At 37.3% G+C, this 23,924-nt stretch carries 21 protein-coding genes; 17 read left to right on the top strand and 4 right to left on the bottom strand.

Annotation, left to right across the window (positions count from 1 at the left end):
- The first annotated feature begins 243 nt into the window (after positions 1-243).
- The 8 genes from ACT5E3_RS19825 (at position 244) to ACT5E3_RS19790 (ending at position 9,246) form a co-directional block, all read left to right on the top strand.
- A complete protein-coding gene (locus tag ACT5E3_RS19825) occupies positions 244-1,080 on the top strand; it encodes a hypothetical protein (protein ID WP_444995294.1) in 837 nt (278 codons plus the stop codon).
- A 251-nt stretch (positions 1,081-1,331) separates the two neighbouring features.
- On the top strand, positions 1,332-2,426 hold the full coding sequence (locus ACT5E3_RS19820) for a c-type cytochrome (protein ID WP_444995293.1): 1,095 nt from the start codon (positions 1,332-1,334) through the stop codon (positions 2,424-2,426).
- A 106-nt stretch (positions 2,427-2,532) separates the two neighbouring features.
- A complete protein-coding gene (locus ACT5E3_RS19815; RefSeq protein WP_444995292.1) occupies positions 2,533-3,147 on the top strand; it encodes a LysE family translocator in 615 nt (204 codons plus the stop codon).
- A gap of 86 nt (positions 3,148-3,233) precedes the next feature.
- Complete coding sequence (locus ACT5E3_RS19810) at positions 3,234-3,746, top strand: GNAT family N-acetyltransferase (RefSeq protein WP_444995291.1); 513 nt, start codon at positions 3,234-3,236, stop codon at positions 3,744-3,746.
- A 147-nt stretch (positions 3,747-3,893) separates the two neighbouring features.
- Positions 3,894-4,310, top strand: coding sequence for a VOC family protein (locus ACT5E3_RS19805; RefSeq protein ID WP_444995290.1), 417 nt, complete (start codon positions 3,894-3,896; stop codon positions 4,308-4,310).
- Positions 4,311-4,476: 166 nt separating this feature from the next.
- Positions 4,477-5,940 carry a DUF6055 domain-containing protein gene (locus tag ACT5E3_RS19800; RefSeq protein WP_444995289.1) on the top strand — a complete coding sequence of 488 codons (1,464 nt, stop codon included), beginning with the start codon at positions 4,477-4,479 and terminating at the stop codon, positions 5,938-5,940.
- Between the two features lie 46 nt (positions 5,941-5,986).
- On the top strand, positions 5,987-6,715 hold the full coding sequence (locus tag ACT5E3_RS19795; RefSeq protein ID WP_444995288.1) for a barstar family protein: 729 nt from the start codon (positions 5,987-5,989) through the stop codon (positions 6,713-6,715).
- A gap of 530 nt (positions 6,716-7,245) precedes the next feature.
- Positions 7,246-9,246 (top strand): hypothetical protein, encoded by a 2,001-nt coding sequence (locus ACT5E3_RS19790; RefSeq protein ID WP_444995287.1) that lies wholly within the window; start codon positions 7,246-7,248, stop codon positions 9,244-9,246.
- 60 nt (positions 9,247-9,306) lie between these two features.
- Here the strand turns inward: ACT5E3_RS19790 and tnpC are convergent, their stop codons facing one another.
- The 3 genes from tnpC to tnpA form a co-directional block, all read right to left on the bottom strand.
- A complete protein-coding gene (tnpC, locus tag ACT5E3_RS19785; RefSeq protein WP_444995286.1) occupies positions 9,307-10,821 on the bottom strand; it encodes an IS66 family transposase in 1,515 nt (504 codons plus the stop codon).
- 66 nt (positions 10,822-10,887) lie between these two features.
- Positions 10,888-11,244: an IS66 family insertion sequence element accessory protein TnpB gene (gene tnpB, locus ACT5E3_RS19780; RefSeq protein ID WP_444995285.1), complete on the bottom strand. Its 357-nt coding sequence runs from the start codon at positions 11,242-11,244 to the stop codon at positions 10,888-10,890.
- Positions 11,241-11,537, bottom strand: a complete 297-nt coding sequence (gene tnpA / locus ACT5E3_RS19775) for an IS66 family insertion sequence element accessory protein TnpA (RefSeq protein ID WP_444995284.1) — start codon at positions 11,535-11,537, stop codon at positions 11,241-11,243. The genes tnpB and tnpA overlap by 4 nt, the downstream gene beginning before the upstream one ends.
- A gap of 121 nt (positions 11,538-11,658) precedes the next feature.
- On the opposite strand from tnpA, the gene ACT5E3_RS19770 reads away from it, so the two are divergent.
- The 5 genes from ACT5E3_RS19770 to glsB all read left to right on the top strand — a co-directional run bounded on the left by ACT5E3_RS19770 (position 11,659) and on the right by glsB (position 19,424).
- The gene (locus ACT5E3_RS19770; protein WP_444995283.1) at positions 11,659-16,620 is read left to right on the top strand and encodes an RHS repeat domain-containing protein; all 4,962 of its coding nucleotides are present in this window, start codon (positions 11,659-11,661) and stop codon (positions 16,618-16,620) included.
- 16 nt (positions 16,621-16,636) lie between these two features.
- Entirely contained in the window at positions 16,637-17,278 is a 642-nt protein-coding gene (locus ACT5E3_RS19765) for a CPCC family cysteine-rich protein (protein ID WP_444995282.1), read from the top strand.
- 254 nt (positions 17,279-17,532) lie between these two features.
- Positions 17,533-17,871: a hypothetical protein gene (locus tag ACT5E3_RS19760; RefSeq protein ID WP_444995281.1), complete on the top strand. Its 339-nt coding sequence runs from the start codon at positions 17,533-17,535 to the stop codon at positions 17,869-17,871.
- 28 nt (positions 17,872-17,899) lie between these two features.
- Positions 17,900-18,259 carry a hypothetical protein gene (locus tag ACT5E3_RS19755; protein WP_444995280.1) on the top strand — a complete coding sequence of 120 codons (360 nt, stop codon included), beginning with the start codon at positions 17,900-17,902 and terminating at the stop codon, positions 18,257-18,259.
- A 241-nt stretch (positions 18,260-18,500) separates the two neighbouring features.
- Complete coding sequence (gene glsB / locus ACT5E3_RS19750) at positions 18,501-19,424, top strand: glutaminase B (protein WP_444995279.1); 924 nt, start codon at positions 18,501-18,503, stop codon at positions 19,422-19,424.
- Between the two features lie 53 nt (positions 19,425-19,477).
- Here glsB and ACT5E3_RS19745 read toward each other — a convergent pair whose 3' ends face one another.
- Positions 19,478-20,170 (bottom strand): M50 family metallopeptidase, encoded by a 693-nt coding sequence (locus tag ACT5E3_RS19745; protein ID WP_444995278.1) that lies wholly within the window; start codon positions 20,168-20,170, stop codon positions 19,478-19,480.
- A gap of 268 nt (positions 20,171-20,438) precedes the next feature.
- On the opposite strand from ACT5E3_RS19745, the gene ACT5E3_RS19740 reads away from it, so the two are divergent.
- The 4 genes from ACT5E3_RS19740 to ACT5E3_RS19725 all read left to right on the top strand — a co-directional run bounded on the left by ACT5E3_RS19740 (position 20,439) and on the right by ACT5E3_RS19725 (position 23,824).
- The gene (locus ACT5E3_RS19740; RefSeq protein WP_444995277.1) at positions 20,439-20,642 is read left to right on the top strand and encodes a hypothetical protein; all 204 of its coding nucleotides are present in this window, start codon (positions 20,439-20,441) and stop codon (positions 20,640-20,642) included.
- Positions 20,643-20,949: 307 nt separating this feature from the next.
- Positions 20,950-21,852: a helix-turn-helix domain-containing protein gene (locus tag ACT5E3_RS19735; protein ID WP_444995276.1), complete on the top strand. Its 903-nt coding sequence runs from the start codon at positions 20,950-20,952 to the stop codon at positions 21,850-21,852.
- A 218-nt stretch (positions 21,853-22,070) separates the two neighbouring features.
- Complete coding sequence (locus ACT5E3_RS19730) at positions 22,071-22,700, top strand: DUF4166 domain-containing protein (protein WP_444995275.1); 630 nt, start codon at positions 22,071-22,073, stop codon at positions 22,698-22,700.
- 134 nt (positions 22,701-22,834) lie between these two features.
- On the top strand, positions 22,835-23,824 hold the full coding sequence (locus ACT5E3_RS19725; protein ID WP_444995274.1) for a DUF1028 domain-containing protein: 990 nt from the start codon (positions 22,835-22,837) through the stop codon (positions 23,822-23,824).
- Positions 23,825-23,924: the final 100 nt, after the last annotated feature.

Here is a 23,924-nt window from a genome sequence, read left to right as displayed (position 1 = left end):
TATTTTAATAAAATAAAGTATATAGCTTGATGTATTAATTGCTGCTTTATCTTAGTCAATAATCGACTTTTAAGTAGAACGGGTATAAGTAACGAGTTAACAATATTTACTTTTTCTAAGCCATATGAGCTTTATTCAAAAGCTTACAGTTTTTCACAACCTTCCTTAATTTCATTACTTCTTAGTTAGCATTTAAGTGTGTATATTTTTACTATAAAACCTAACCTTCAAAAGGTGGCTTCAATGAAAATAGTGCAACTGATAACACCCGTTATACTTTGTTTAATTTTTACTGCTTGTAGTTCGAGTGATTCTGATGAGTCTGCTAAAGGTAAACAAAAGGTAATAGTTAAAGTAACTGGTTTAACTGCCCCTGTGGACCTAATCGAGTCGATTAATGGCTCAACTCATACCATCACAAAAGATGGCAATCATGAATTAACCGTTGACGAAGGTCTATATCGACTGGAGATAACAAGTTCTGGCGAGCAAGGTTGCTCACTAAGTTCACAGTTGGATTTAGTTTGTAATGAAGCTTGTACAGAAGAATATGCGCCAGTTTGTGCCAAAAAGCCATTTGTTAATGTGTGTGTGACCACACCATGTAAAACCGATGTATATAAAACCTTTTCTAACTCTTGTGTTGCTCATTCTCAAAATGCTTTAGTGGCTTTAACCAGTGAGTGTGAAAACTTAGAAAATGTAGCGACACTTCATAGCAAACCTGTCAGAGTTGTTCCATTGGCTGTAACCGACTATTTATCTGATCCATTTAAATTGGTTGAAGCCGAAGTTAATGGGGATATGCTAACTGTTAAAACGGAAGTAAACGGCGGGTGCGGTACTCATGATGTGAGTGTTTATGTTGATAGTATTATCACCAATCCTGATGTAGAGCCCGTAGAAATTTCTGTTGGTATTGCTCACCTGGACTATGACAATTGTGAAGAAGTTGTACAAGTTAGCAATCAATTTGATTTATTAGCGGTTAAAGAAAACTACCGTCGGTTGTTCCCTGAGTTTAATGGTAGTGTCCGTTTAAAGTTAAATGAGTTTGGCATTTATGAATTTGAATTGTAATCAGATGGTTATTCTGGAGCAGTGGTTCAGCGAGTGTGCAAAAACAGCAATTGATTGATGATAGTTTAACCTCACTTTTTATCTAAGATTATCGATTTACGACATCAAGGGAGTTCTTTTTAGTGCTCCTTTGGTGTTTGTGACATACCTAAATTATTACAAAATGTTTAATAGCCATTGATTCTCTATTTTTACCCCAGTAAGCTAAGCTGGATTTAAGTTATTTAAAGAAAATATTTGGTGGTTATGAAATGGTAAATATAGCAAAATTTATAAGCTCATTAATGACTTTATCCATGGTTATAATACCATCAGTAGGGATAGCGCAAGAATATGAAAAGTTAGATCCTCCAAGAACTTTAACGGTTGAGCAAGCAAAAGTTGCTGCTGCTAACTATAAAAAATATTGTGTTTTGTGTCATGGTGAAGATCGACAAGGACATGTCAATGATCATGCTCCTTCACTTAAAAGTAAAAGCTTATTTGAATCTGGTGTGCCTCATGCGATATTAAGACCCCTATCTTTTGGACGCGAAGGGACGGCTATGGGGGGGTATCTTGATGAAGTCGGTGGCCCAATGACCTTAGATGAAGTATGGAATTTAACTTATTGGTTATTTGAAAAGTCAGGTGTTGAACGGGTGAAGTTGTCAACTGAAGCCGTATTGGGGGATGTTAAACGGGGCGGAGAGGTTTACCAGAAAGAATGTGCTGAGTGTCATGGTAAAAATGGAGAAGGTATAACAGCACCGGCTTTAGGTAACCAGTCTGCTTTAGCTCATAATACTGATGAGTTTATCCGTTATGCGATAAGGCATGGTCGCCAAGATACACCAATGCCAGCTTTTGAAAAAAAGCTATCAGCTGCTGATATTGATAATGTAACTGCCTTTTTGCGCAGTCGTGGCAAAAACTGGACAATGAAAAAGAATGTCTTGCGAGAGTTACCAACACCTGAACAATATATAATCAATCCAAAAGGAAAAAGCCCAAAGTTTACATTAGCTGATGATATGTATGTCTCTTCCGAAGATTTATATAAAGCATTAAAAGCTAAAAATAAAATGGTGTTATTGGATACTCGCGTTACTTCTGTTTGGCAAACTGCGCATATAGAAGGGGCTATTCCATTACCTTACTATGCAGACTTAGAAGCAACAGTGAAAGATATACCCAAAGATGTACAAATTGTTGCCTATTGCTCTTGTCCTCGAGCTGCGGCCGATAGTGTCATCGTACAACTGAGAGAGATGGGATATACAAAAACAGCGACTTTGTATGAAGGTATTTTTGGCTGGATGAATTTTGGATATCCAGTGATGCATGGTGATATTCGAGAAGAATAGGCTGATGATGGTTAGATAGTTTATATCAACTCAATTTTCTTGCTTTCGGTGTATTGGCGTTTTATTTTTACCATGAGTCGAGAGTCTATTTTTTAAGGAGGATGCTATGTCAATCGAGAGTCTGCTTGCTTTATTCGGAGCTATGCTTCTATTAGCCGTAATTCCCGGTCCAGCTGTTTTTGCGGTTATCGTTCGCTCTTTTTCTTCTGGTCCATTGCAAGGAGGATATATGACAGCAGGTATAGTATTAGGTGACTATATTTTTATTCTCCTTGCGCTATTCGGGCTCACTGCACTAGCAGAAATTATGGGGACCGCTTTCTTCATCATTAAATATCTGAGTGCTGCTTATTTGATTTGGCTGGGTTATAAGCTTTTGCGTGCTAAATCGAACTCAATAGACATAGAAACACCAAAAGATTCATCTTTAATAGCTAATTTTTTAGCAGGTCTTCTTATTACACTGGGAAACCCAAAAGCTATTTTATTTTATATTGGCTTTTTTCCTGCTTTTATTAATATCAATGAAGTCACTCTTTACGATACTGGTTTGATAATGTTGGTTGCAACATTCGCTTTCGGAAGTGTAAATATTGGTTATTCTTTATTGGCTGTTAAAGCGAGAAACACTTTTAGATCACCAAATGCTCCTAAGATTATTAATAAGACCGCCGGAACCATTATGGTGTCAACAGGGGTTTTAGTAGCCGCTAAAGCATAAGCAATAGATGGTATCAATACTAATCAAAATAGATGGCTTTCGAAATATAGATGTTTGCTGTATACCTCAGGCATTAAAGTAAAAATATGGTCAAGCTGGAAATAAAAGTCCTCACCAGGAAAGATTGGAAAACCTATAGAGAGTTACGTCTACAGTCGTTACAGGATTCTCCTGACTCATTTGGTTCAACCTATACGAGTGAAAATAAATATACAAATGAAGATTGGGTTTCTCGTCTTGATTTAAAGCAGCGGGAAATATTGGCTTTACCGCTAGTTGCTGAACTTAACGGAACCGCTGTTGGTTTGGCTTGGGGACTGGCTCGCCATCACAATGAAAATTCGGCACATGTTTATCAAATGTGGGTTTCTCCAAAAGCTCGTGGTCTAGGTGTTGGTAAATTGCTGTTGGAGCAAATTATTAATTGGGCTAAAAAATACCGCTTAAAAGCTATTTTACTTAGTGTAACGACGACTAATTTTTCTGCGATTAAATTGTATCAATCTGCGGGGTTTCAAAATGCTGGTCCGCTAGAAATATTACGAGAAGGAGAGTCTTTAATGCTCCAACCAATGAAACTTCTGTTGAATGAAAACTAACCCAACCTTGGTCCTACAGTATTTGTAGGTGTTTGCTGGGCTGAATTTACTCTGTAAACGCGGGTACAACAATTAACATAACTTAGCAGTAAATAAATTGCAGTTTAAGGCATTAGCACTAATCAATCACTCAAGGAAAATCCAAAAATGAAGCAGTCGAACTCAGTTGAAACGCTTGGTATAGATCATGTTGGTCTCACGGTTAGCCATTTAGATGAAACCGTTGAATTTTTTACGAACACGCTAGGCTGGAATGTTATTGGTGAGCTACCTGAATACCCGGCAAAATTTATTTCTAACGGTCAAACAAAGCTTACCCTTTGGGCGGCAGAGAATTCTTTCGAAGCGGTTAAGTTTGATCGCAAGAATAATATTGGGCTACACCATTTAGCTATTGGTGTTCCGAGTTTCGACGAACTCGACAAGCTATATGACAAACTTAAAAAGTTATCAAATATCGATATTGAATTTGCTCCAGAGTTGTCGGGTAAAGGTCCTCATAAGCATATGATGATTAGAGAGCCAAGCGGAATAAGAATTGAGTTTGTACATCGTCCAGCCTGATAGATATCAAAAAAAATTAAATCTGTAATTCATCGCTGCTATGATTTGTGGCTATGATAGTTACGATTAGTTAAAAATTAGTGATAAATTAGCCTGAATTTTTGAGTTTCAATGCTCGATACTTACAATGGATTGGTTGTTGTCTCTTTTAAAAACAGGAATCTTTATGAGTTTTGGTAAGCTAGTTCGATTTGGGGTGTTTATTTGTATTATTGCTTTTTATTCTTCTATAGCTGCTTCTGAGCCTTTGGAAAGGAGAAATCCTTACCAAATAGAAAATTTTGTTGAAAGTGAAAAGTTTGTTATTTATTGGGGAGAGGGGGTTTTAGTTTCTGATGCCATGTCATTATTAGAAACTCTTGAGTATACATGGGTTCGAATGATTGAAGAAATGAACTTTGAACGTCCGCTTACAATGCAAAACTACAAGTTGAATGTGTACATTTCTGGAACGGGTCAAGTGCCATATAATGATGAGCAAGGTGGACTTGCTATACTCGATAAACAAGAGCATGAGGCATTTATTTTGAACAAAGAAGCATTGGGGAAAGAAAAGGTTTTTTTGGGGGCTACTCATGAGTTTTTTCATACCATTCAGTCTAGCTACGGACTGATTCGTTCCGATGCTATGAGAGGGATTGGTTGGTTAGGTGAAGCACTGGCTAATTGGTCTGTTCCAATTGTTTGGGAAGAGCACGAAACCTTAGCTGTTAACGCCTTGGCACAATATGCTTTTTATCCACAATACAGCTTAGATCACATCAGCCCATCTCGTGCTGGCGATGATTATTATTTATTGTCTGGACATCAATATGGAACCTATTTATTGTTTGATCATTTAATTGAAAAAACTGGTGATCCGAATTTTGTCCGTCGCTTTATGGAACACTTGAAGCCATTAGCTATGCAAACGGAACAGAAAGATGCTTTAGAAGAATTGGAAGTTTTTACCTTGAATAATTACGGACTTCAACTTAAAGCGCTGTTTGCCTCATTTATCGCGCGAAATAGTGAATGGGACTATCCTGCACAAAATACTTATCATGCTGCGCTTGCCGAGCAAAGAAAGCATTTTCCTGATGAAAAAGTCGCTCATACGTTATATAAACTTGATAACCAATGGCATAGCGCCCCACAAAAAACATTACCGCGACGTTGGGCTGCTAATTATATTAAATTGCAATTGAATGAAATCAATGAACTTGAAGTTGGTTTTGAAGGAAATATTGAAGGTTCAAATGGAAATGCTAGTGATTGGAAAGTGACATTAGTTATTTCTAGAGCTGATGGTTTTGAATATATTCCTCTGACATTGCAAGATGGAAAAATAGCTGGTTTTTCTGTCTCAACTAATAGTGCTAATACCGTTTGGTTAGCTATTTCGGTGACCAGTGAAAGCAAAAACGTAAACGAAGAATTTGCTTATCGTTATCAGTTGGCTCAGCCAGGAAAAAGCCAACCTTCACCTAATTCAGTAGTAACCTATCAACCAAAAGTAGAACCTCAAACACCAACAGGATCTTCTGGCGGTGGCTCAATGAGTTTTTATTTTTTACTGTTGATTTTTTATATGTGTCGGCGAAAAGGGTATGTTGCATTAGTTAGCAGTAGAAGCCTTAGTGTTTATTGAAAGCTAAGCAGGGTGTAAAGTGAAAATGGCACTAGAAGGTGGATTTATGTATTTATTATATATTGGCTCTGAGAGAGATGAGCCTGTAGGCGCTTTTTGTGCAGCAGAAGGGCTTGAGGAAAATACTAAAAATCTCGAACATCGCGAAGTTAAATTATTAGGTGGGGTTTTACATGAAAAAAGTAATATTAAGAAAACGATAGGCTATTGTGATGTTCTTATCTGCGTCTGCGATCTTGAAGGCAACATAATTGCTAATTTAGATGGAGTGGCTGGAGAGGTTTGCTTTTTTTACAATTTAAACTTGCTGGAAGTTATTCTTAGGGGGAATGGATTACCCTCCGTTTTGCCAGGTTCTATTTCAATCTGGAATGAAAGAAGAAAATACTTTCCATTGAAGTATGGCGAATGGATTGGATTAAGCCCAAGTGATAAAGCTGCTTGGTTACAAGTTACATTGTTTGATCTTAGAAGAAAGCGTACTTTGATTCAAAATACAAAAGTAGAAATTGATGGCGAGTCGGTTGATAGCCTAACAAGCTTTTTATGTGCTTTTGGAGAAGCTGTTTTTGGACCAGGAGGTTATATGGGAAGGGATTTAGGGGGGCTTGACGATTGTTTAAGTTGTAATTTAGGAGTGAAAACACCACTAAAGTTATTTTGGAAGAATTCGAAATTTTCAAAAGATGGTTTCATAAGAAATGGAGAAAATGATGTTTACGAAAAGCTTTTGATACTTTTAAAAGAATTAAACGTTGAAATAATACCGAGCTAAAATAAAACTGTACGAATCAATGAGGGCAGGACAGAACAAATTGATTTTAATTTTTGTTTTTATACTTTTGATTTTTTATTAAAAAACAGTTTTTTAGATGGCTTTGAACTTATAACCCCTTAACATCTATAAAATTGTCCAAATATTACTATTGATTGTCCGAATATTATTATTTTTTTATTTTGTTATGTCTCATAATTTGAGCCTGTTAGTAGTTAAACTGATGAGTAATTGCTGAGTATTTGATTGAAAGAAATTTTGATAAAACTAAAAGTAATACATATAGACAGATAATATTTATTCGATATTATTGTCTCTTGAGTTTTTTTGCTTTATACGGTTTATTGGAAAGTTGTTTAAGGGACTCACGTCAAGAGAGTGAATTTTTCTAATATTTTTTAGCAATCACCTTATGCTAATTCCTACTGAATAGTTGTTGCAGATTACATTATTGAATGTTCTGCATTGAAGCGCTGTGTGTAAAAATTTGTGTCATAAAGAAATATATTGTAGTTAAAAGGACTAATTTAATGCTTTGTTATACTCCATATATCAAAATTATTTCCCGTGCTTTGTTTGTTAGCTTTTTGTCAATTATTTCTACTTTGGCAAGTGGTGTTGATGAACAAGGTTGTCCAGGACCTAATTGCCAGAATAATGTTGAGCCTCCTGCTCCTCCTACGAATGTTGCGTTACCTGCATCGACTTCTACATCTGGAAACTATCAGTTAACTTGGGAGCATGAAGGTTATCCCATGGGTTATCAAGTTAAACAATCTAAAAATGGTGGGGCATATACATTTATTCAAGAAAGTTTAAACCCTAATAAATATTTGGATATAGCTGTAGCAGAAGATGGCCAGTATGTTTATCAGGTCTTTGCCTGTAACCCAAGCCCTTTTGGAGTCGTGTGTAGTGGCGGAATAAACAGTGGTGGAATAACCGTAGCATTAAAGCCTGCAACACCATCTGCGCCTTCTGCTCCTAATAAGTCGTATACAGGCAGTATCGCTATTAATTGGTCTGCTGTAACCCATGCAACTTACTATAACATACAACAAAAACTTAATAATGGTAGTTGGGCAACTATCGATACTAATCAGACTTCGCTCAATAAAACTTATAACAGCTTGGCTGACGGAACTTATGCTTTCCGTGTTCAAGCCTGTAATGAGCATGCTTGGTCTTGTTCCGATTATGGAAGCAGCAGCAATACTGCTGTGATTAATAAACCTGGTATGCCTGCCAGTTTAACTGTACCTACATCATCAAGTGATAGTGTTATTAATATCAGTTGGGGGGCTTCAACTGGAATCGTTTCTCAATACTTATTACGGCGTCTGCTTAATGATGCCAGTTCATATACGCAAGTGGCCCTGACTTCAGCAAAAAGTATCAATGTGACGCATGACAGTAGCGGTATTTATAAATACCAAGTATTGGCTTGCAATGAAGGTGGGTGTGGAGAGCCTCGTTTACCAGGTAATAATTTAGAAGTTAGGTTAAAACCGGCACCCCCTTTTGTGCCTACCTTGCAGTATAACGCTGATGGTTTGGTCAGTGTCAGTTGGCCAGCAGCGCAAAGAGCGACTTATTATAATATTCAAAAGCGTTTAAATGGTGGGAGTTGGACAAGTGCTGTGAATTCTGTTGCGCAATTAAATACTATATTTTCGGTTTCTACCGATGGTGTATATGACGTCAGAGTGCAGGCTTGTAATACACACAACTGGTCTTGTTCTAATTTTGGAAATCATACTAGTTTACATATGACTTTATCTGGTGGGGCGTTAAGTCAATCAACTAATCAGGTTGAAGGTGACTTTAATGGTGATGGTAATCTGGATGTGTTTAATCAGGCATTAATTAAAGGTGAGTTATCTTCTATTAGTCCGTTAGAGGGATTTAATGTTAATAATTTTCATATTAATTGGACAACTGCGCACCCTGATATTTCAGCTATTGAAGATTGGAGTGCAGAGGAATACAGCGCCTACTCGGGTAATTTTAATGATAATCCCGGCGATGAACTTTTACTATTAGGAGCAAAAGAAATTGTTTTAATACATAGTGAAATTATTATACCAATCACCATTTTTACTAAAGTAAGAAATGCGATTGTTTCGTGGGATTCAAGTAATAATGCTTCTTTTGTCGAGTTTCCGTTCGATGCAGATCCTAAGCAGTTTAAAGTGACGATAGGTGATTTGGATGAAGATGGCTATGATGAAATTATATTGCAAGGAAAAACCAGAGGTGCAACTTCATATGTTTTAACTCATGAAGGTAATCTAAAACAAACATTAAATAATGGTTATTTAGGGGTAGATTGGTCTGCGGCAACCTATGATATTGAAATTACCGAGGATGGAATTATTTTAACCAACACGACGACGAATGAAGTCAGTATTGCTTATATAAGTCCTACTGGAATTATTATAAGAGTCCCCAAAGTTAGCCGTTATATTCATACTGATTTGTTAGGTTCTCCTGTATCTGAATCAGATTCCGCTGGCAATATCATTGAGTAAGGGATTAAGAATGAAAAATATAAATAGAGAGTAAGCGTCTGCTAATTCCACCTAGCGATTTTATCTATTGTTAAAATTCCAAGGCATTAATGCTTCAATGTTGGTGGTCGCTCTCGGTAACTCAGTCAGCAGATAGTTCAGATAATCAAATGGAATGAGTCCATTCGCTTTAGCGGTTTCAATCAGACTGTAAAGTGTTGCACTGGCTTGTGCGCCTCTGGCGGTATTGGCAAATAGCCAGTTTTTACGCCCAATGACCAGCGGTTTAATAGCCCGCTCAGCCCGGTTGTTATCAATATTCAGTTGGCCATCTTCAGTGTAGCGAATGAGTTTGGGCCATTGATTCAAACTGTAAGCAATGGCTTTGCCTATCGCGGATTTCGGTGGGACTTGTAGGGCAGATTTATCCAGCCACGTTTTAAACTGATTGAGTAGCGGCAGAGCTTTTTCCTGCCGCTGATTCAATTTTTCATCGGACGATAGTGCCTTGATTTGCGTTTCAATCCGATACAGCTTTTTGATGTGGCTAATGGCCCAGTTAGCTTTACCGGTTTTATTTTTTCCCTGGACTTTTTCTGCCTCAATAAACTTACGTCTAGCATGGGCCCAACAGCCCACGAGTTTGGCTTGGGTTTGTTCATAGCCCGCATAGCCATCCGCTTGCAAATAGCCTTTAAAGTCCTGCAAAAAATCAACAGCGCACTGCCCACGACGACTGGCTTGATAGTCAAACAACACCATATTCGGTATCCCATTATCTTGAGGCGAGTCAGAGCCTGTGCAGTAAAGCCACATATAGCATTTAACTTTATCCTCACTAATCACATTCAATGTCGTCTCATCTGCCTGGATGACGGGTTGTTGTAACATCAATTCATGCCAACGTTCAATAATGGGTTTAAACAATTCAGCACACTTTAACATCCATTCACTCAGAGTTTTGCGGTTAAGTTCAACACCGTGTTGCACAAAGAGTAGCTCTTGTCGATAAAGCGGCAGGCTATACTGGTACTTGCTGGTTATCACCTGACTCAACAAGGAAGGCGTGGCCATACTCTTCGGAATGGGACTGACTGGTACGGCCGCTTGTTTGATGCTAACTTGCGTTTCTTTTTTCTCACAAGTCCGGCAACTATATTTAGGGCGAACATGTTCAATCACTTTAATGCTCGCTGGAATAAATTCTAACTGCTCACTTTTATCTTCACCCATTCGGTGAAGCTCACCACCACAACAATCACAAACTTTTTCTTCATCAGCTATGTCATGAATAATCACTTCTCGCGGTAAATCTTGCGGGAGCGGCTTTCGTTTGGGTTTATTGCGAGTGTAACTGATACTCTCTTTTTCTGGCTCAATACCCTCATCAGCAATTTGCTCCGCTTCATTAAATAAGTCTAACTGTTCTTCGTGAGCTTCACTGCTTTGACCAAATCGCTTGTGTTGCGCCAGACGAAATTGTTCTAATAAATACTGATTTTGAGCCATGAGCTGTTTATTTTTCTCACGCTCGGTCAGAAGCAGCGCTTTGAGCGCTGCCATATCATCAGGGAAAATATCTGGTGAGTGTTTCATGGCCGACAGTCTAACAGAGTTGACGGCCCGGTAACCTAATTGACGATCAGCGGTTGATTTTTTTGATCAACGGACCCTTTCAAATGTGATAGCTTGATGGCCTTGCATTCGACTAATATCTAGCCCGGATAATAACCAACACCACTGTTGCTCGGTTAAAGCCATCATGGCCTGAGAATGTTTTTTCGGCCACTTGAATTTCTCTTTTTCCAGACGTTTATACCATAAGGCAAAACCGGTGTTATCCCAGTAAAGCACTTTGAGTTTATCTCTCGCTTTATTGCAAAAAACGAATAGCGCTTCACTGAAAGGTGAGAGTGCCATCTCCTGCTCCACTATCACCGTTAAACCGTTTATTGATTTGCGAAAATCCACCGGGTCTCGATGCAGATAAATCAACTCGAAATCGGTTGCGGATTTCATACTAATGCCTTAACAAGCTTCGCTAACCAGTTGGCCTCTACTGAATCGGGTAAACTCAATTGCAGCTCTCCAACTTTCATTTCAATCTGTGTCGGTCTTGACTTGGGACGATTCACTCGGATAAATGACTGAGTACCTTGGAGCCGCTCGGCTTTCCAGTTTAAATCCAGCTTCCGCTTGCTGAAGTATTTGGCACACAATCGATTCTCTCGACAAAAAGCGGCTGCCGTTAAACCACTTTCATCGTGTTGTTTAAATAATGACAACCATTCTTGCTCGCTACGTTTGTTCATCTTAAAGTCTCCTGAATTAAAAAAACTGAAGACTTTAAGCTTTTAAAATATCTTCACAAGGTGGGGATAACTAGATGTTCACAATAGAGAAAATAGTCACTATCGAGTTTTGGGTAAAAATATGAAGTTTAAATTATTGTGCTCTTTGGGGTTAGTAAGTTTGGGGTTATTTAGCTCGTTTTTGAGTGCGGGTACATCCTTAAGTGAAAATCCGTCCAATGTTTACCCTAGTCAACAGCAATTGCAAAATTACATTAAGAAAAAGTTGGCTGCTCCTAACTCTCAGTCTAATGCTTCGTTAACAAAAAAGAGTAATCAGTTTAGTAAGAATGATCTTACAGGTATGTCAACTGAACGTATGACTGATTTTCATACCGAAGATTTACGAACATTACAAAACCTTTCAACGGATATAACTCCTGAAACAACCAATTTATTAGGTGAAACAATAAATTTGTCAATGGGACAAGTCAGCTTTGAACATACGGATATTAGTTTAAAAGGAAACTCTGGCATCCCGATGCATATTACTCGTGAGCATTCAGGGAGTCGTTATTCTACTGAATCACTCGCATTTGGTGATTGGCATTTAAATATCCCAAAAATTACAACGACTTACTATAGTACGCCCAACCAATGGAATAATGTAGATGCATGCTCAGGATATCAGCAACAGTTTGGTTCTAATCGTGGTTTTTGGCCTGGCGTTGATTTAAAAATCCCAGGTAAAGTTAATGATAAGGTTCTATATAATGTAACCGATAATTTTGATACCGGTGGATATCGATATGTGACTAAAAGCAATTGGCGCATTCGTTGTGAAACTCATACTGGAGGCGAGAGTTTTGTAGCGGTTTCGCCCGATGGTTTATCCTATACTTTTAGTGAGTATGACTCAATTCAAGGCCATCAATTTGAAAAAGGTGGAGACTACGAAAATATTTTTGTTACACCTAGTTATGTTTCTTTTAAAGTTTCAAAAATTGAAGATCGCTTTGGTAATAAAGTTAACTTTAACTATGATAGTTCTTCCCGATTAACGAGTATTACTGAAGCGCATAATGGCAATTTAGATAATAGACAAATTACACTGACCTACTTTCCTAACTCCAGACGAATTCAGTCGGTTACCTCAAATGGTAAAACCTGGAACTATCAATATAAGACTTATCAGCTTGGAGGTGTTACTCGGTATTCTTTAGAAAAAGTGACTCGGCCAGATGGAAAATTTTGGTTGTTAGATTTTTTACAACACACAAAAGCAGAGTCTCCAGCGGAGTTAGAACCATACGCTTTTGGGAATTACACTGATCGTACTTGCCGTTCCTCTGTATTAGCTGGTAATCAAGTTAGTGTAACCCATCCTGAAGGAGTTAAGGGAACCTTTACGCTTATGGCAACCTTGCATGGGAGAACTAAAGTTCCTCAGTTTAGAGATAGTGGAGGTTTAATTAATAGAAAGTGTAATTATTATTATTCTATTAAAACAAAAACGTTATCTGGCGCAGGTTTTGGAAACCAAACCTGGAGCTATGATTATTCAGAAAACTGGGGACATTGGCCCGAAGGCTTTACCGTAATGGATGATGCAAATATTACGCGAAATTCTGATGGTGGATGGGCTATCAATTGGAGTGGTTATACTTCTTATACTGATCATGCCAATAATGCTCGTTTTTCATATGAAGGTACTTTACCGGCTAATATTGATGATTTTGATTATAAATATACTAAAGTTACTTCACCTGATGGCAGTGTCAGTACTCATTATTTTGATCGTCGCTTTGATCGGCCAATGGAAAATAAAGAAGTTGCGGTAGACCGTTTTTCAATTGGTGGTACAAAGTTATTACAAAGAATTGAAAAGTACTTTGATGAATACCCTCATCCTAGTGGTGGCAGAACATTTGGTGAAACAGTCGGTGGTTCAGGAATACCCTTTGGCGGTGCATTTAGCGCCAACATTCGAATGCGATTAGAGAAAGTCATCACTCGGTTATATGATGCCAGCAACAATGAAACAACCTATACCACTGAGTATAGCGACTTTAATACTTATGCGGTGCCTCAAAAAATAAAAGAGTACAATAGTATTCCGCAGAGTGACACTCGTTACACGCTGAATAGTTTTAACCAAGATAAAACTAATTGGGTATTAAATTTACCTGCTTCGACTCAAATTAGTGGTGATGGCAATACTTATACAACTGTCAGTGAAAGTACCTATCATAGTTCAACGGGGAGCTATAAATCATTACCGTTCGAGCGAAAGTCTTATGGCCGTTGGTTAAAAAAATACTCTCAATATCACGCTGACGGGAATCTTAAAAAAGTTGAATATAATACGGTTATGAATAATGGCAGTAACCGTTATCAATTATTTGAAAACTACAAACGTGGTCAGGCTCAAAAAATTACTGTGCCTAATCGTTACGATGCTAGTGCAACAGAAATACTAAACCGAACAGTTGATGATAATGGTTGGGTTACCAACATTACTGACTTTAGTGGGCTTTCAACGGATTACTATTATGATGTATTAGGAAGGTTAATTTCTATTGATGCACCAACAGGGATTTTAGATACACACTTTGAGTGGAGTACCAATGCGACTGGTCAGCCTGTAAGAACATCTCAACGTTGTACGTTAAATGCTGGTGATAAAACGCTCTGTCAGAGTGCCGGAGTCTACCGAGAGATAACCACAATGGATGCTTTATTCCGACCGTTATCAACTCAAAAGACTGATGTTGCTAATAATATTAATCGTTATCAGCGCAGTGAGTTTAATGTGTATGGAAAACCGATATTTACCAGTCAAGCCTCTGACTCTGCAACAATCACTAGTGGATTAAGTTATCACTATGATGGTTTACAGCGTTTAATTAAAACGGAACAAATCATTAACGGTACTTCGGTTGCTAATCAAACGACTGAGTTTTTGAAAGACAACACTATTAAAGTCAATAATTACCGAGGCAAAGAAACAACCACAAGTTATTTAGCTTATGGTGCACCTGCATCTTCTACAACACTTAGTATCAGTTCACCTGAAAGTGTTGTGACTTCTTTTGCCTATAATATATTAGGTGATTTGTTATCAGTCACTCAGTCTGGGCCAGGAAAAAATGGTGTTGGCACACTCTCTCAAACTGAAAGCTACATTTACAATACTTATCATCAATTATGTAAAACCACCCGTAATGATGTGGGAGATAGTGCGGTATCCGTGAATGTTTTCGGAGAAGTATTATGGCAAGCCCAAGGCGTTGGTGGCTCTCGTACTACTTGTGACCTTGAGAGTGTGGGTGCCAGTGAAAAAGTGAGTTTCACATACGATAATTTAGGCGATACTCACACAATCAATTATCCTGACTCAACCCCTGATTTAACTTATGAATATGATGCTCAAGGTAATCTTTTATCATTAGCGTCAGGTGGTGTCACACAATCTTATGCCTATAACCCATTGCATCAGTTAGAAGTAGAAACTTTTGCACTGGATAATAAGTTGCTATCCGTTGATTATGCCTATGATGCTTCTGGGTTTTTAAGCGCAATCACTTATCCTGATAGTGTCACCATTAAATATGCACCTAATGCATTTGGTGAGCCGACTAAAGCGGGAATTTATGCGCGCGAAGTGGTTTATCATGCCAATGGTATGCTGAAAAGTTTTAATTATGGTAATGGGTTGGAGCATAAAACTACATTAAACACTAGACAATTACCCAGCCAGATATCTGATATTCAAGGTAGTCAGGTTGGTGTTAACCAAAGTTATGAATATGACTATCAAGGCAATATTTCGAGTTTGACAGATAACCATAATAGTGCTTATAGCTTAACGAGTCTGCTTTATGATGATTTGGATAGATTAACGTCGGTAACTGGCGGTAGTGCCATCGGTAATAGCACGATTGAATATGATGGCTTAGGAAATATTACGACTTATAACAGTAAAAACTCAACAATTGATTATACCTACAATACTAACAATCAATTAGTGAGCACGTCTGGTACAAAAGCTTATAACTTTAGTTACGATGGGCGAGGTAATGTTAGTCATAACGGCTTTAGAAGTTTTGATTTTAACCGAGGTAATCAGTTAGCGAGTTCTGGTAGTAACAGTTATGTTTATGATGGCTTTAACCGTCGGGTTAAAACGCAAGACAGTAAAGGTACGAGTTATTCTTTTTATAACAAAGCAGGTACATTACTTTATCGTGAAGTGAATGGTGAACCGGTTAACTATGTTTATTTAGGGAAAAAGCTAGTCGCTAAAACCGGGGAAAGTAGTTCGAGTGTGAGTAGTCGCCAGCACTATAAGCCTTTTGGTGAAACCATTGAGTCACCTAAGGATGATGTGGGTTATACGGGACATAAGTTTGATACCGATTTAGGTTTGAGTTATATGCAGGCGCGGTATTATGATCCGGCCATTGGACGGTTTTATAGTAATGACCCAATTGGGATTAGGGATGTGCATTCGTTTAATCGGTATACTTATGCGAATAATAATCCGTATAAGTATGTTGATCCGGATGGACGAGCGGTTGAAACAGCTTGGGATGCGGCTAGCCTTGCTATTAGTGCGACGATGTTCATCGAAGATCCATCATGGACTAATGCAGGATGGTTAGCCCTTGATGCGTTGGCAACTGCTGTGCCATTTGTTCCCGGTGGAGCAGGGATTGTTCGCCAATCATCTAAAGCAGCGGACTCTATGTTAGCTAGCTCTCGTGCAGATAACATGCATAGCGGAATCAAGTTAAACGATCAGTTAACAGCGGAAGCAATTGCTAATGGACATGCAGCTACTAAACATTTAGCAACTGGAGAATTCGGTAGTTCAATATCAACTGTTGGTCAATTAAAATCTCATATTGAGGCAATAATGAATCATCCGACAAAGTCAGCTTCAATGAGTTTGGGAAGAACTAAATATTTTGATGAAGCGACAGGCACTATTGTTGTCGTAAACCCAAGTTCAGTAGATAAAGGTACTGCGTTTGTTGTATCTGCTGAAAATGTTAAAGAGTTTGGTAGTGCTGAAAAATACTTTGATAAAGCTGTAAACTAAATATATAGGTAATATTATGAAACTCAATACTTGTCCCGCTTGCGGTTTTAAGTCACTACCTAATTCCTCTGGTTCATACGAAGAGTGTGCAAAATGTGGTTGGATTGATGATATTGAGCAGTTAATTGATCCTACTAATAAGTACGGAGCGAATAACATAAGTCTTGCACAATATCAAAATGAAATTGAATTGAAAGATAATCTGGATTTTGAGTTTGATGAAGCTTGGCTTCCATTTGATACTAAAATGCAAAAGGAAGCTTTTGACTTGTATAGGTGGTGGGATTGTAAGAACCAAGAAATTCGTTATTGGAAAAGAGATGGTATATCCAAAGCTTTGCCTTTTCTTAATGAATTCGAAAAATCTATTATTTTTAGGGCTCAAAAGGCTGTAGCATTTGGTAACTATATTCCTGATTGTGAGTTCGAGCTTCTTATAGGAGGAACAAAGAAAGAATTAAAGGACCTGATAAAAAACTGGGACGTTCTTGAATCGAAATATTTTATGTTTTCTTTAATGGTAAATAATTCTCTAAATAATTTGTTATATTATCCACATGGAAAGGATGAGGAGCTTACAAATGAGTTAGGAGTGTCAAAAAAAGAACTGTCAGAAATATTTGATAAATGGTATCGATTGAAATTTCCTAATAAGTGATTAAGGCAGTGCGGATAAAAGCGACTAGTTTTTATTTTAATTTGATCTAAGTTATCGGGTTATTAACTCAATCTACGGTCTCAAAAAAACATGAACTATCAAAAAACACAAACAAACTAAATTTAAAACTCACCAATTCAAGTTTTAAATAAAGCTAACAACAAAAAATATTTTGTATAGCTAACATAAGAGTCAAAGTAAATTGCAAGCCAACTAACCGCTTGCATAATGTAAAAAAGAAGTAGAGGTACAGGATGAAAAAAATCATTGGAATTTGTTTGTTATTAATAATGAACACCGCAATTGCACAGAAATATAAAATTACCGACAGGGTAAAACTAATTGATGCCAACGCAAGCACAACAGGAGGCGATAACTACTTTTTAGTTGAAAACTTTCACAGTGCAGGAAGCTGCCCCACCATTGATAACCATGTAAAAATAGCCATTAAAGATGACAGAGGAGGGAATAGACAAATCGCTTTATTACTAACGGCTAAGTTAACCGAACAAGTAATTGGTAGTTCAGTTTATGATACCTATAAAAATACAAATGGAGATTGTATTGCTTGGAATGTTAAAATTATCAAGTAAAAAGAAATAAGGTTTTTTGGAGTATTTTATGAAAGTTTTTTTTATCGTATTATTAATGAGTATATCTAATCTGGCTGCGTCACAAGAATATACTGTTACAGGAAAAATCACAGCGGTTTTAATTAACTCTTTTGATTTACCGGGTTTTTCTGATACTGAGGACCGCAATTCTATTAGAATAGAGACTAACGATAATAGTGGTAATTGTTTTAAAAATGGAAGCATACTATCTCTTTATTTAAAAGGCGATGAAAATGGCGACAGACAATTTGCCATTATAGTCTCTGCAATGACGGCTGAAAAACAAGTCACAGTCAAAGTTGATGATACAATCATTTATCCAAGTAACTCTGTATGCATGCTACAACATGTTCAGCTTGTTGAGTAATGGTTTAAGTTTTAGCTATACAAACTTAATATCTCAACTGTTAATAATGAATCAAAGGATTACCCACTATTTAAACGCATCAGCTTGATGCGTTTTTTATTCAATAAAAATAAACAATCTACTGACTATTTTTACTTCTTTTGTTTTTAAGACTATCTATGCTAGCATTCTTTCACAGACAAAGTAGTTCTGTTTTAAACAGAGTTAACAATAAGCGGAATAAAAAAGAAGACGTATTAAAATGGTGCCAATGGCAGAGTTGCAGTCAGTACTAGAATCAATCACCAATGAAGCCCGTGAATTATTTGGACAAGGACAGGTTGCTAACTATATTCCCGCATTAGAGAAAATTTGTGGCAAACAGTTTGGTGTCGCAATTTGTGATTTAAAAGGAAATATCTACCAAGCGGGTGATGCTAACACTAATTTTTCTATCCAAAGTATTAGTAAGCTTTTTACCCTGATTCAAGCGGTGCAGATATATGGTGAAAAACTATGGGAAGGGCTTGGCCGAGAGCCTTCTGGTACTCGTTTCAATTCCCTCGTTCAGCTTGAAAGCGAACAAGGTGTTCCGAGAAATCCATTTATTAATGCAGGTGCTTTGTTAGTTTGTGATCGTCTTGAATCGCGTTGTTCAGCCCCCAATTTTCAACTATTAAACTTATTAAAGTCATTATCTGGTAACCAACAACTGACGGTTAATCAAATTGTTGCTCGCTCTGAGTTAGAACATGGTTCAAGAAATGCGGCAATGGCTTACTTAATGAAAGCTTTTAATAATTTTCATAATCCAGTTGAAAAAGTGTTGGAGAGTTATACGCACCATTGTGCTATAGAAATGAATTGTATTGATTTGGTCAGAGCTGCATTACCATTGGCTAACCAGGGTCAATGTCAAAATGGCGATTTGGTATTAACGTCTAAGCAAACGAAAAGAATTAATGCGATACTGGCGACTTGCGGTTTATATGACGAAGCAGGAGAGTTTGCATTTAAGGTTGGTTTACCCGGTAAAAGTGGCGTCGGCGGAGGTATACTTGCTATTTACCCTGGTCATTATACGATTTGTGTTTGGTCGCCTGAGCTTAATCAGGCGGGTAACTCATTGGCAGGCATGTTTGCTTTAGAAAAATTAAATGAGTTACTCCATTTTTCAATTTATTGAAACCGACTGTTTTTGATTTAAAGTCCAGGCTAATGAAATGATTGAGTTAACTTTTAAACCGCCTTGTCATAAATGGTTGAAGCTGATTTAGTTTTTAAAAGCCATCGTAAACAAATTAAAATACATAGTATACTAACCGCTAGCCATATCCCTCCCCACATTAATGTGGTACCTCCAAACTCTTCTGCTAGCATAAAAGCATCAGAGCGAAGGTGAGAGCGAGCTATTGTGTCGCTGTAAATATCAAGAGGTACATATAATATGTTGGTCAAACCTATGAGTCGTAGTAAAAAGTCATTCACCGCTACGGATAAAAATTTAGCTGATAATAGCATTGCTATTCCCATTGATATGCCAAAGATTATAACAAATGAATTGCTGCCATAGAGTATAGTAATTGTTATTAAAATGCTTGCAATAAATCCCATCAGCCAACGATCTAAATGAGTAGAAACGGCAATAGAAAAAATAACAAGTCCCCAAACTAATGAGCCCAAATAACCAGAACTGAGCGTTATGAAACGATTTCCGCCTCTTGAAATAACGTGTCCGCCAGCTTGTGCAACAACTTCGAATGCTTTGACTTCTCCACCAGTAACAATAGTGGCTATTGCGTGAGATGACTCATGAAAAAATACGACTAATATTTTTAGTGGATAGAGTAATGGTGTGCTCCATAAAAAGAATATTAAAACACTAAGGACTAAAAAAGTTATGGCATCTTTTGAACGTTTGTTTTTTATCATATGCTTATATTGAATAACCCGGCGGGATTATCTATTTCATATTACTAATGGAGTCAATATAACACGAGTTGAGATTTTTGATAATCAATATTATGAAGCCGTATTATTCCATTATGTATCGAACAATAAGGTACTATCTTGTCACCTAGAAGATGATGTTTATCTTAAGATGTTGACCTTTAATAAGTGATTAAATTATTTTTTACTGATCCAGTTATTTTTATTTACCGTATAACTCAGTAATTACCAACAAAACAGGTGAGTACAGATGAAACGGTATGAAGTTGAATCGATAGAAGGTGTCGGTTATTTAGTTTTTGAACAATTAGAAGAAAACCGAACACGTCGAGTAGATGGCGTATTTCTTAATATTAAGCAAGTAAAAGATTTTTTAGGTGCTGATTCAGAGCAGCTTATAAACCTTAGTTATCCGACTGCTTATGAAGAGATGATTGGTCATACAGAACATTAAACCCATATAGTTTTCCTTAGATTCCTTTTGGATGTGCCCAAGCGATTTGGGCCATCTCTTCCTTGGGGGGAGCCTCCCCCATTTTTTTATTGAATAAAGCAAGGTAGGTCATTGGGTTAACGATAAGAGAGTATGCATCTGGTATCATATGTCATAGTCAGTTATTATTGTTATTACTGCTTATCGAATACTAAAAACTGTTTGGATGATATCTATAATAAGCACGCTTAATATCGGTTTTTCGGTTGTTATCGCCCTTTTATTATTTGTTTGTTACCTTTTCTTTTTAAAAAGTAACAATAAGTCTATGGCAGCAATCATTTCGAGTGCATTGATTTTAGCTTGTTTAAGCGCGCTACAGTTAGAGCATTTAGACTTTGTGCTCAATAATAGCGATCCGCTTGAAACCTATTATTATCGTGTGCTGTTGTTTACGGTGCCTACGAGTTTTTATTTTTTTAGTCGTTTTGTTCTTTTTCCTGATTATCAAATGACAGTTTTTAGCTCTGTGCACTTTTTGCCAATTATTATCGTGTTATTTGTTGCTCAATCAATAGCGGTTCCTATTGCTTTTTCGATTGGGGCGGCTTATTGCTTATGGTTGTCTTATGTACTTTATGGCTTAAGAGAAAACCGTAATCGGTTTGAGATAGAGTTTTTTTTCTTTGTCTTTTTCTCTATGTTAGCTGTGAGCATACTCGTTTTAGGAGTTTTAGTCTCTTTTATTGAAAATGCTTATTTTTATCACTTTTATGCTAATGGTATTGCCGTGGGGTTTATTTTAGTCACAGCGGCATTGGTGATTTATCCAGATTTATTAAATGAGTTAACCGAAGTCGTTAAGCTGGGTTATAGCGCTTCAACGTTGAGTAATGTAGATATTCCGGAACAAATCAAACGGCTAGAAGACTTTATGAATTCAGACAACCTATATCAAAATGAAAACTTAAGTCTTTCGAGTTTAGCTGAGGTGATGGAGCTAACAAGTCATCAATTATCTGAACTCATTAATACACAATATGGGGTTGGTTTCTCAAAATATATCCGAGAATTGAGGGTAGAAAGAGCTAAACATTTATTGAAAGCTGAGCCAGAGGCGTCGATATTATCGATTAGTCTGGAAACAGGGTTTAAATCCCAGTCTAATTTTTATGCGGCCTTTAAAGAGCTTACCGATATGTCTCCAGGGAGTTATCGAAAAAATGGCTAAATAGCCCCATTTCTTATCCTATTATTCTAGTTTTATCATTCTGGAATTCTTTAACTTATTGTTTTTATTAGATTAAAAATTTATCTATTCATTAATTATCAATGTGGAGTTTTTTACTGCACTAGCAGGCTATTCTGCCTTATATCAAATAAGACGTTGGTTAAACAGCGCCAAAACAACCTGTTTTGTTGTAGAAGAAGATAATAAGGAGTTTCAAAATGGCTAAAAATCCACCTAGAGTGTTACCGCTTGAGCATATGGGTTATCCTGCTTTATTGGGAGTGGATAGCTGGAGTAGGCTGCATTCTGATATTCAAAAACGATTTTCTACTCATGCTGATAAAAGTGTTACTTATAAAGGCGTGATGAGTCTGGTGTATTCTTCATTTGCTGGGAAGTGTTTTGCCCAGTTTTGTCGTTTAATTGGTACTCCTTTAGCGCTATATAGTGGTAAAAATGTACCACTAGAGGTTAAAGTCTATCCTGATAAAAAGCGAGGAGGCTTGGTCTGGGATCGTTTTTATCATTTCTCTAATAAAGTGATTAATCGAGTTAAGTCAACAAAATGCATTCAGAGAGATGATGGTTTAGTTGAAATGGTTGGTTGTGGTTTTGGTATGAAATTGCGCGTTTATGAAAAAGATGGGGCTATTTATTTTGCTAGTACTCGTTTTTTTTGGCAACTTGGGAAATATAAAATTTTAATTCCTGATATATTGTCACCAGGTAAAACAATTGTTTCTCAAAAAGCTTTGACTAGGCAAAAATTTCAATTTAGCTTAGTCGTTAAACATCGGTTATTCGGTAAGGTTTTTGAGCAAGTAGGGATTTTTGAAGAAATAAAGTAATTATCCATCTTAATTATTTTTGAGTGCGCTATCTATTTGGTGGTTTCTCTATCTTAGTGATTGTGTTAGCTTCATAAATGAGTTGCTTATATTAGTTGGTGGAAGTTTTTAATATTCAATAAGGGGGAAATATAATGAAAATAATACTTATCATCCTGATAATCATGAATTGTTTTATGAGCGAGCTTGTTTTTGCTGATCCGACTGGAAAAGCAATGCGCCCAGCACATACCTATTCGATTGTTGCTCGTGATGAAAAAACAGGGGAGCTTGGTGCTGCTGTTCAGTCTCATTGGTTCTCTGTTGGCTCAAGCGTTATTTGGGCTGAGCCAGGTGTTGGTGCTGTTGCCACACAATCATTTATTGATCCCAGTTATGGACCTTTAGGATTAGAACTCATGCGGGCTGGAAAGTCTGCAACAGAGGCTTTAAAAGGCTTATTGGCGACTGATTCACATACCAATGTTCGTCAAGTTGGCATGGTTGATGCCCAAGGTCATGTTGCTAATCACACGGGAAAACACGCTATTATTGAACATTGTCAAAAACAGGGGAAAGGTTTTACTGTACAAGCTAACTTAATGGATAAAGCGACGGTTTGTGAAGCGATGGCCAAAGCTTATGAAAAGAGTTCTGGTGATTTAGCAGAGCGTATAATGGCGGCACTTGAGGCGGCACAAAAGGAAGGTGGTGATATTCGGGGACAACAATCGTCTGCTTTATTAGTTGTTTCAGGAGATAAAACATTGCCTGCATGGGGAGGCCGCTTATTTGACTTGCGGGTAGAAGATCATGCTTCACCAATTAAAGAGTTACGCCGACTGCTTGGTGTGGCAAGAGCGTACCAATTGATGACTGAAGGTGATGACTTTATGACAAGTGGCGATGTTGCCAGTGCATTAAAATCTTATACCGCGGCAGAAAAACTAGCGCCTGATAATCATGAAGCTGTTTTTTGGCATGCGGTGACATTGGCATCTATTAATCGAGTTGATGAGAGTTTGCCATTATTCAAAAGAGCTTTTAAACTTTGGCCTAAGTGGCGAGAATTAGTTCCTCGTTTACCGGCCTCTGAACTACTGCCTGATGATAAAAAAATAATCAGTAAAATTTTAGCACAATAATTCTAGAGTATATTCTTTGAACAGAAAGTTTATAGGCTGACACAATAGCTGTGAAAACCTATAAACTTTAAATTTAATGAATTGTATTCATTAGATATTG

The organism is Aliikangiella litoralis (assembly GCF_052495765.1).
The sequence above is the reverse complement of the archived record's forward strand: the minus strand, read 5'-3'. Positions and strand labels throughout refer to the sequence as shown.

Coding starts and splice junctions, on each gene's coding strand:
- ACT5E3_RS19800 (WP_444995289.1), top strand. CDS start 4,477: ATGAGTTTTGGTAAGCTAGTTCGATTTGGGGTGTTTATTTGTATTATT.
- ACT5E3_RS19810 (WP_444995291.1), top strand. CDS start 3,234: ATGGTCAAGCTGGAAATAAAAGTCCTCACCAGGAAAGATTGGAAAACC.
- tnpA (WP_444995284.1), bottom strand. CDS start 11,537: ATGAACAAACGTAGCGAGCAAGAATGGTTGTCATTATTTAAACAACAC.
- ACT5E3_RS19735 (WP_444995276.1), top strand. CDS start 20,950: ATGGCAGCAATCATTTCGAGTGCATTGATTTTAGCTTGTTTAAGCGCG.
- ACT5E3_RS19760 (WP_444995281.1), top strand. CDS start 17,533: ATGAAAAAAATCATTGGAATTTGTTTGTTATTAATAATGAACACCGCA.
- ACT5E3_RS19730 (WP_444995275.1), top strand. CDS start 22,071: ATGGCTAAAAATCCACCTAGAGTGTTACCGCTTGAGCATATGGGTTAT.
- ACT5E3_RS19755 (WP_444995280.1), top strand. CDS start 17,900: ATGAAAGTTTTTTTTATCGTATTATTAATGAGTATATCTAATCTGGCT.
- ACT5E3_RS19745 (WP_444995278.1), bottom strand. CDS start 20,170: ATGATAAAAAACAAACGTTCAAAAGATGCCATAACTTTTTTAGTCCTT.
- tnpB (WP_444995285.1), bottom strand. CDS start 11,244: ATGAAATCCGCAACCGATTTCGAGTTGATTTATCTGCATCGAGACCCG.
- ACT5E3_RS19770 (WP_444995283.1), top strand. CDS start 11,659: ATGAAGTTTAAATTATTGTGCTCTTTGGGGTTAGTAAGTTTGGGGTTA.
- ACT5E3_RS19790 (WP_444995287.1), top strand. CDS start 7,246: ATGCTTTGTTATACTCCATATATCAAAATTATTTCCCGTGCTTTGTTT.
- ACT5E3_RS19820 (WP_444995293.1), top strand. CDS start 1,332: ATGGTAAATATAGCAAAATTTATAAGCTCATTAATGACTTTATCCATG.
- ACT5E3_RS19725 (WP_444995274.1), top strand. CDS start 22,835: ATGAAAATAATACTTATCATCCTGATAATCATGAATTGTTTTATGAGC.
- glsB (WP_444995279.1), top strand. CDS start 18,501: ATGGTGCCAATGGCAGAGTTGCAGTCAGTACTAGAATCAATCACCAAT.
- ACT5E3_RS19825 (WP_444995294.1), top strand. CDS start 244: ATGAAAATAGTGCAACTGATAACACCCGTTATACTTTGTTTAATTTTT.
- ACT5E3_RS19805 (WP_444995290.1), top strand. CDS start 3,894: ATGAAGCAGTCGAACTCAGTTGAAACGCTTGGTATAGATCATGTTGGT.
- tnpC (WP_444995286.1), bottom strand. CDS start 10,821: ATGAAACACTCACCAGATATTTTCCCTGATGATATGGCAGCGCTCAAA.
- ACT5E3_RS19815 (WP_444995292.1), top strand. CDS start 2,533: ATGTCAATCGAGAGTCTGCTTGCTTTATTCGGAGCTATGCTTCTATTA.
- ACT5E3_RS19765 (WP_444995282.1), top strand. CDS start 16,637: ATGAAACTCAATACTTGTCCCGCTTGCGGTTTTAAGTCACTACCTAAT.
- ACT5E3_RS19740 (WP_444995277.1), top strand. CDS start 20,439: ATGAAACGGTATGAAGTTGAATCGATAGAAGGTGTCGGTTATTTAGTT.
- ACT5E3_RS19795 (WP_444995288.1), top strand. CDS start 5,987: ATGTATTTATTATATATTGGCTCTGAGAGAGATGAGCCTGTAGGCGCT.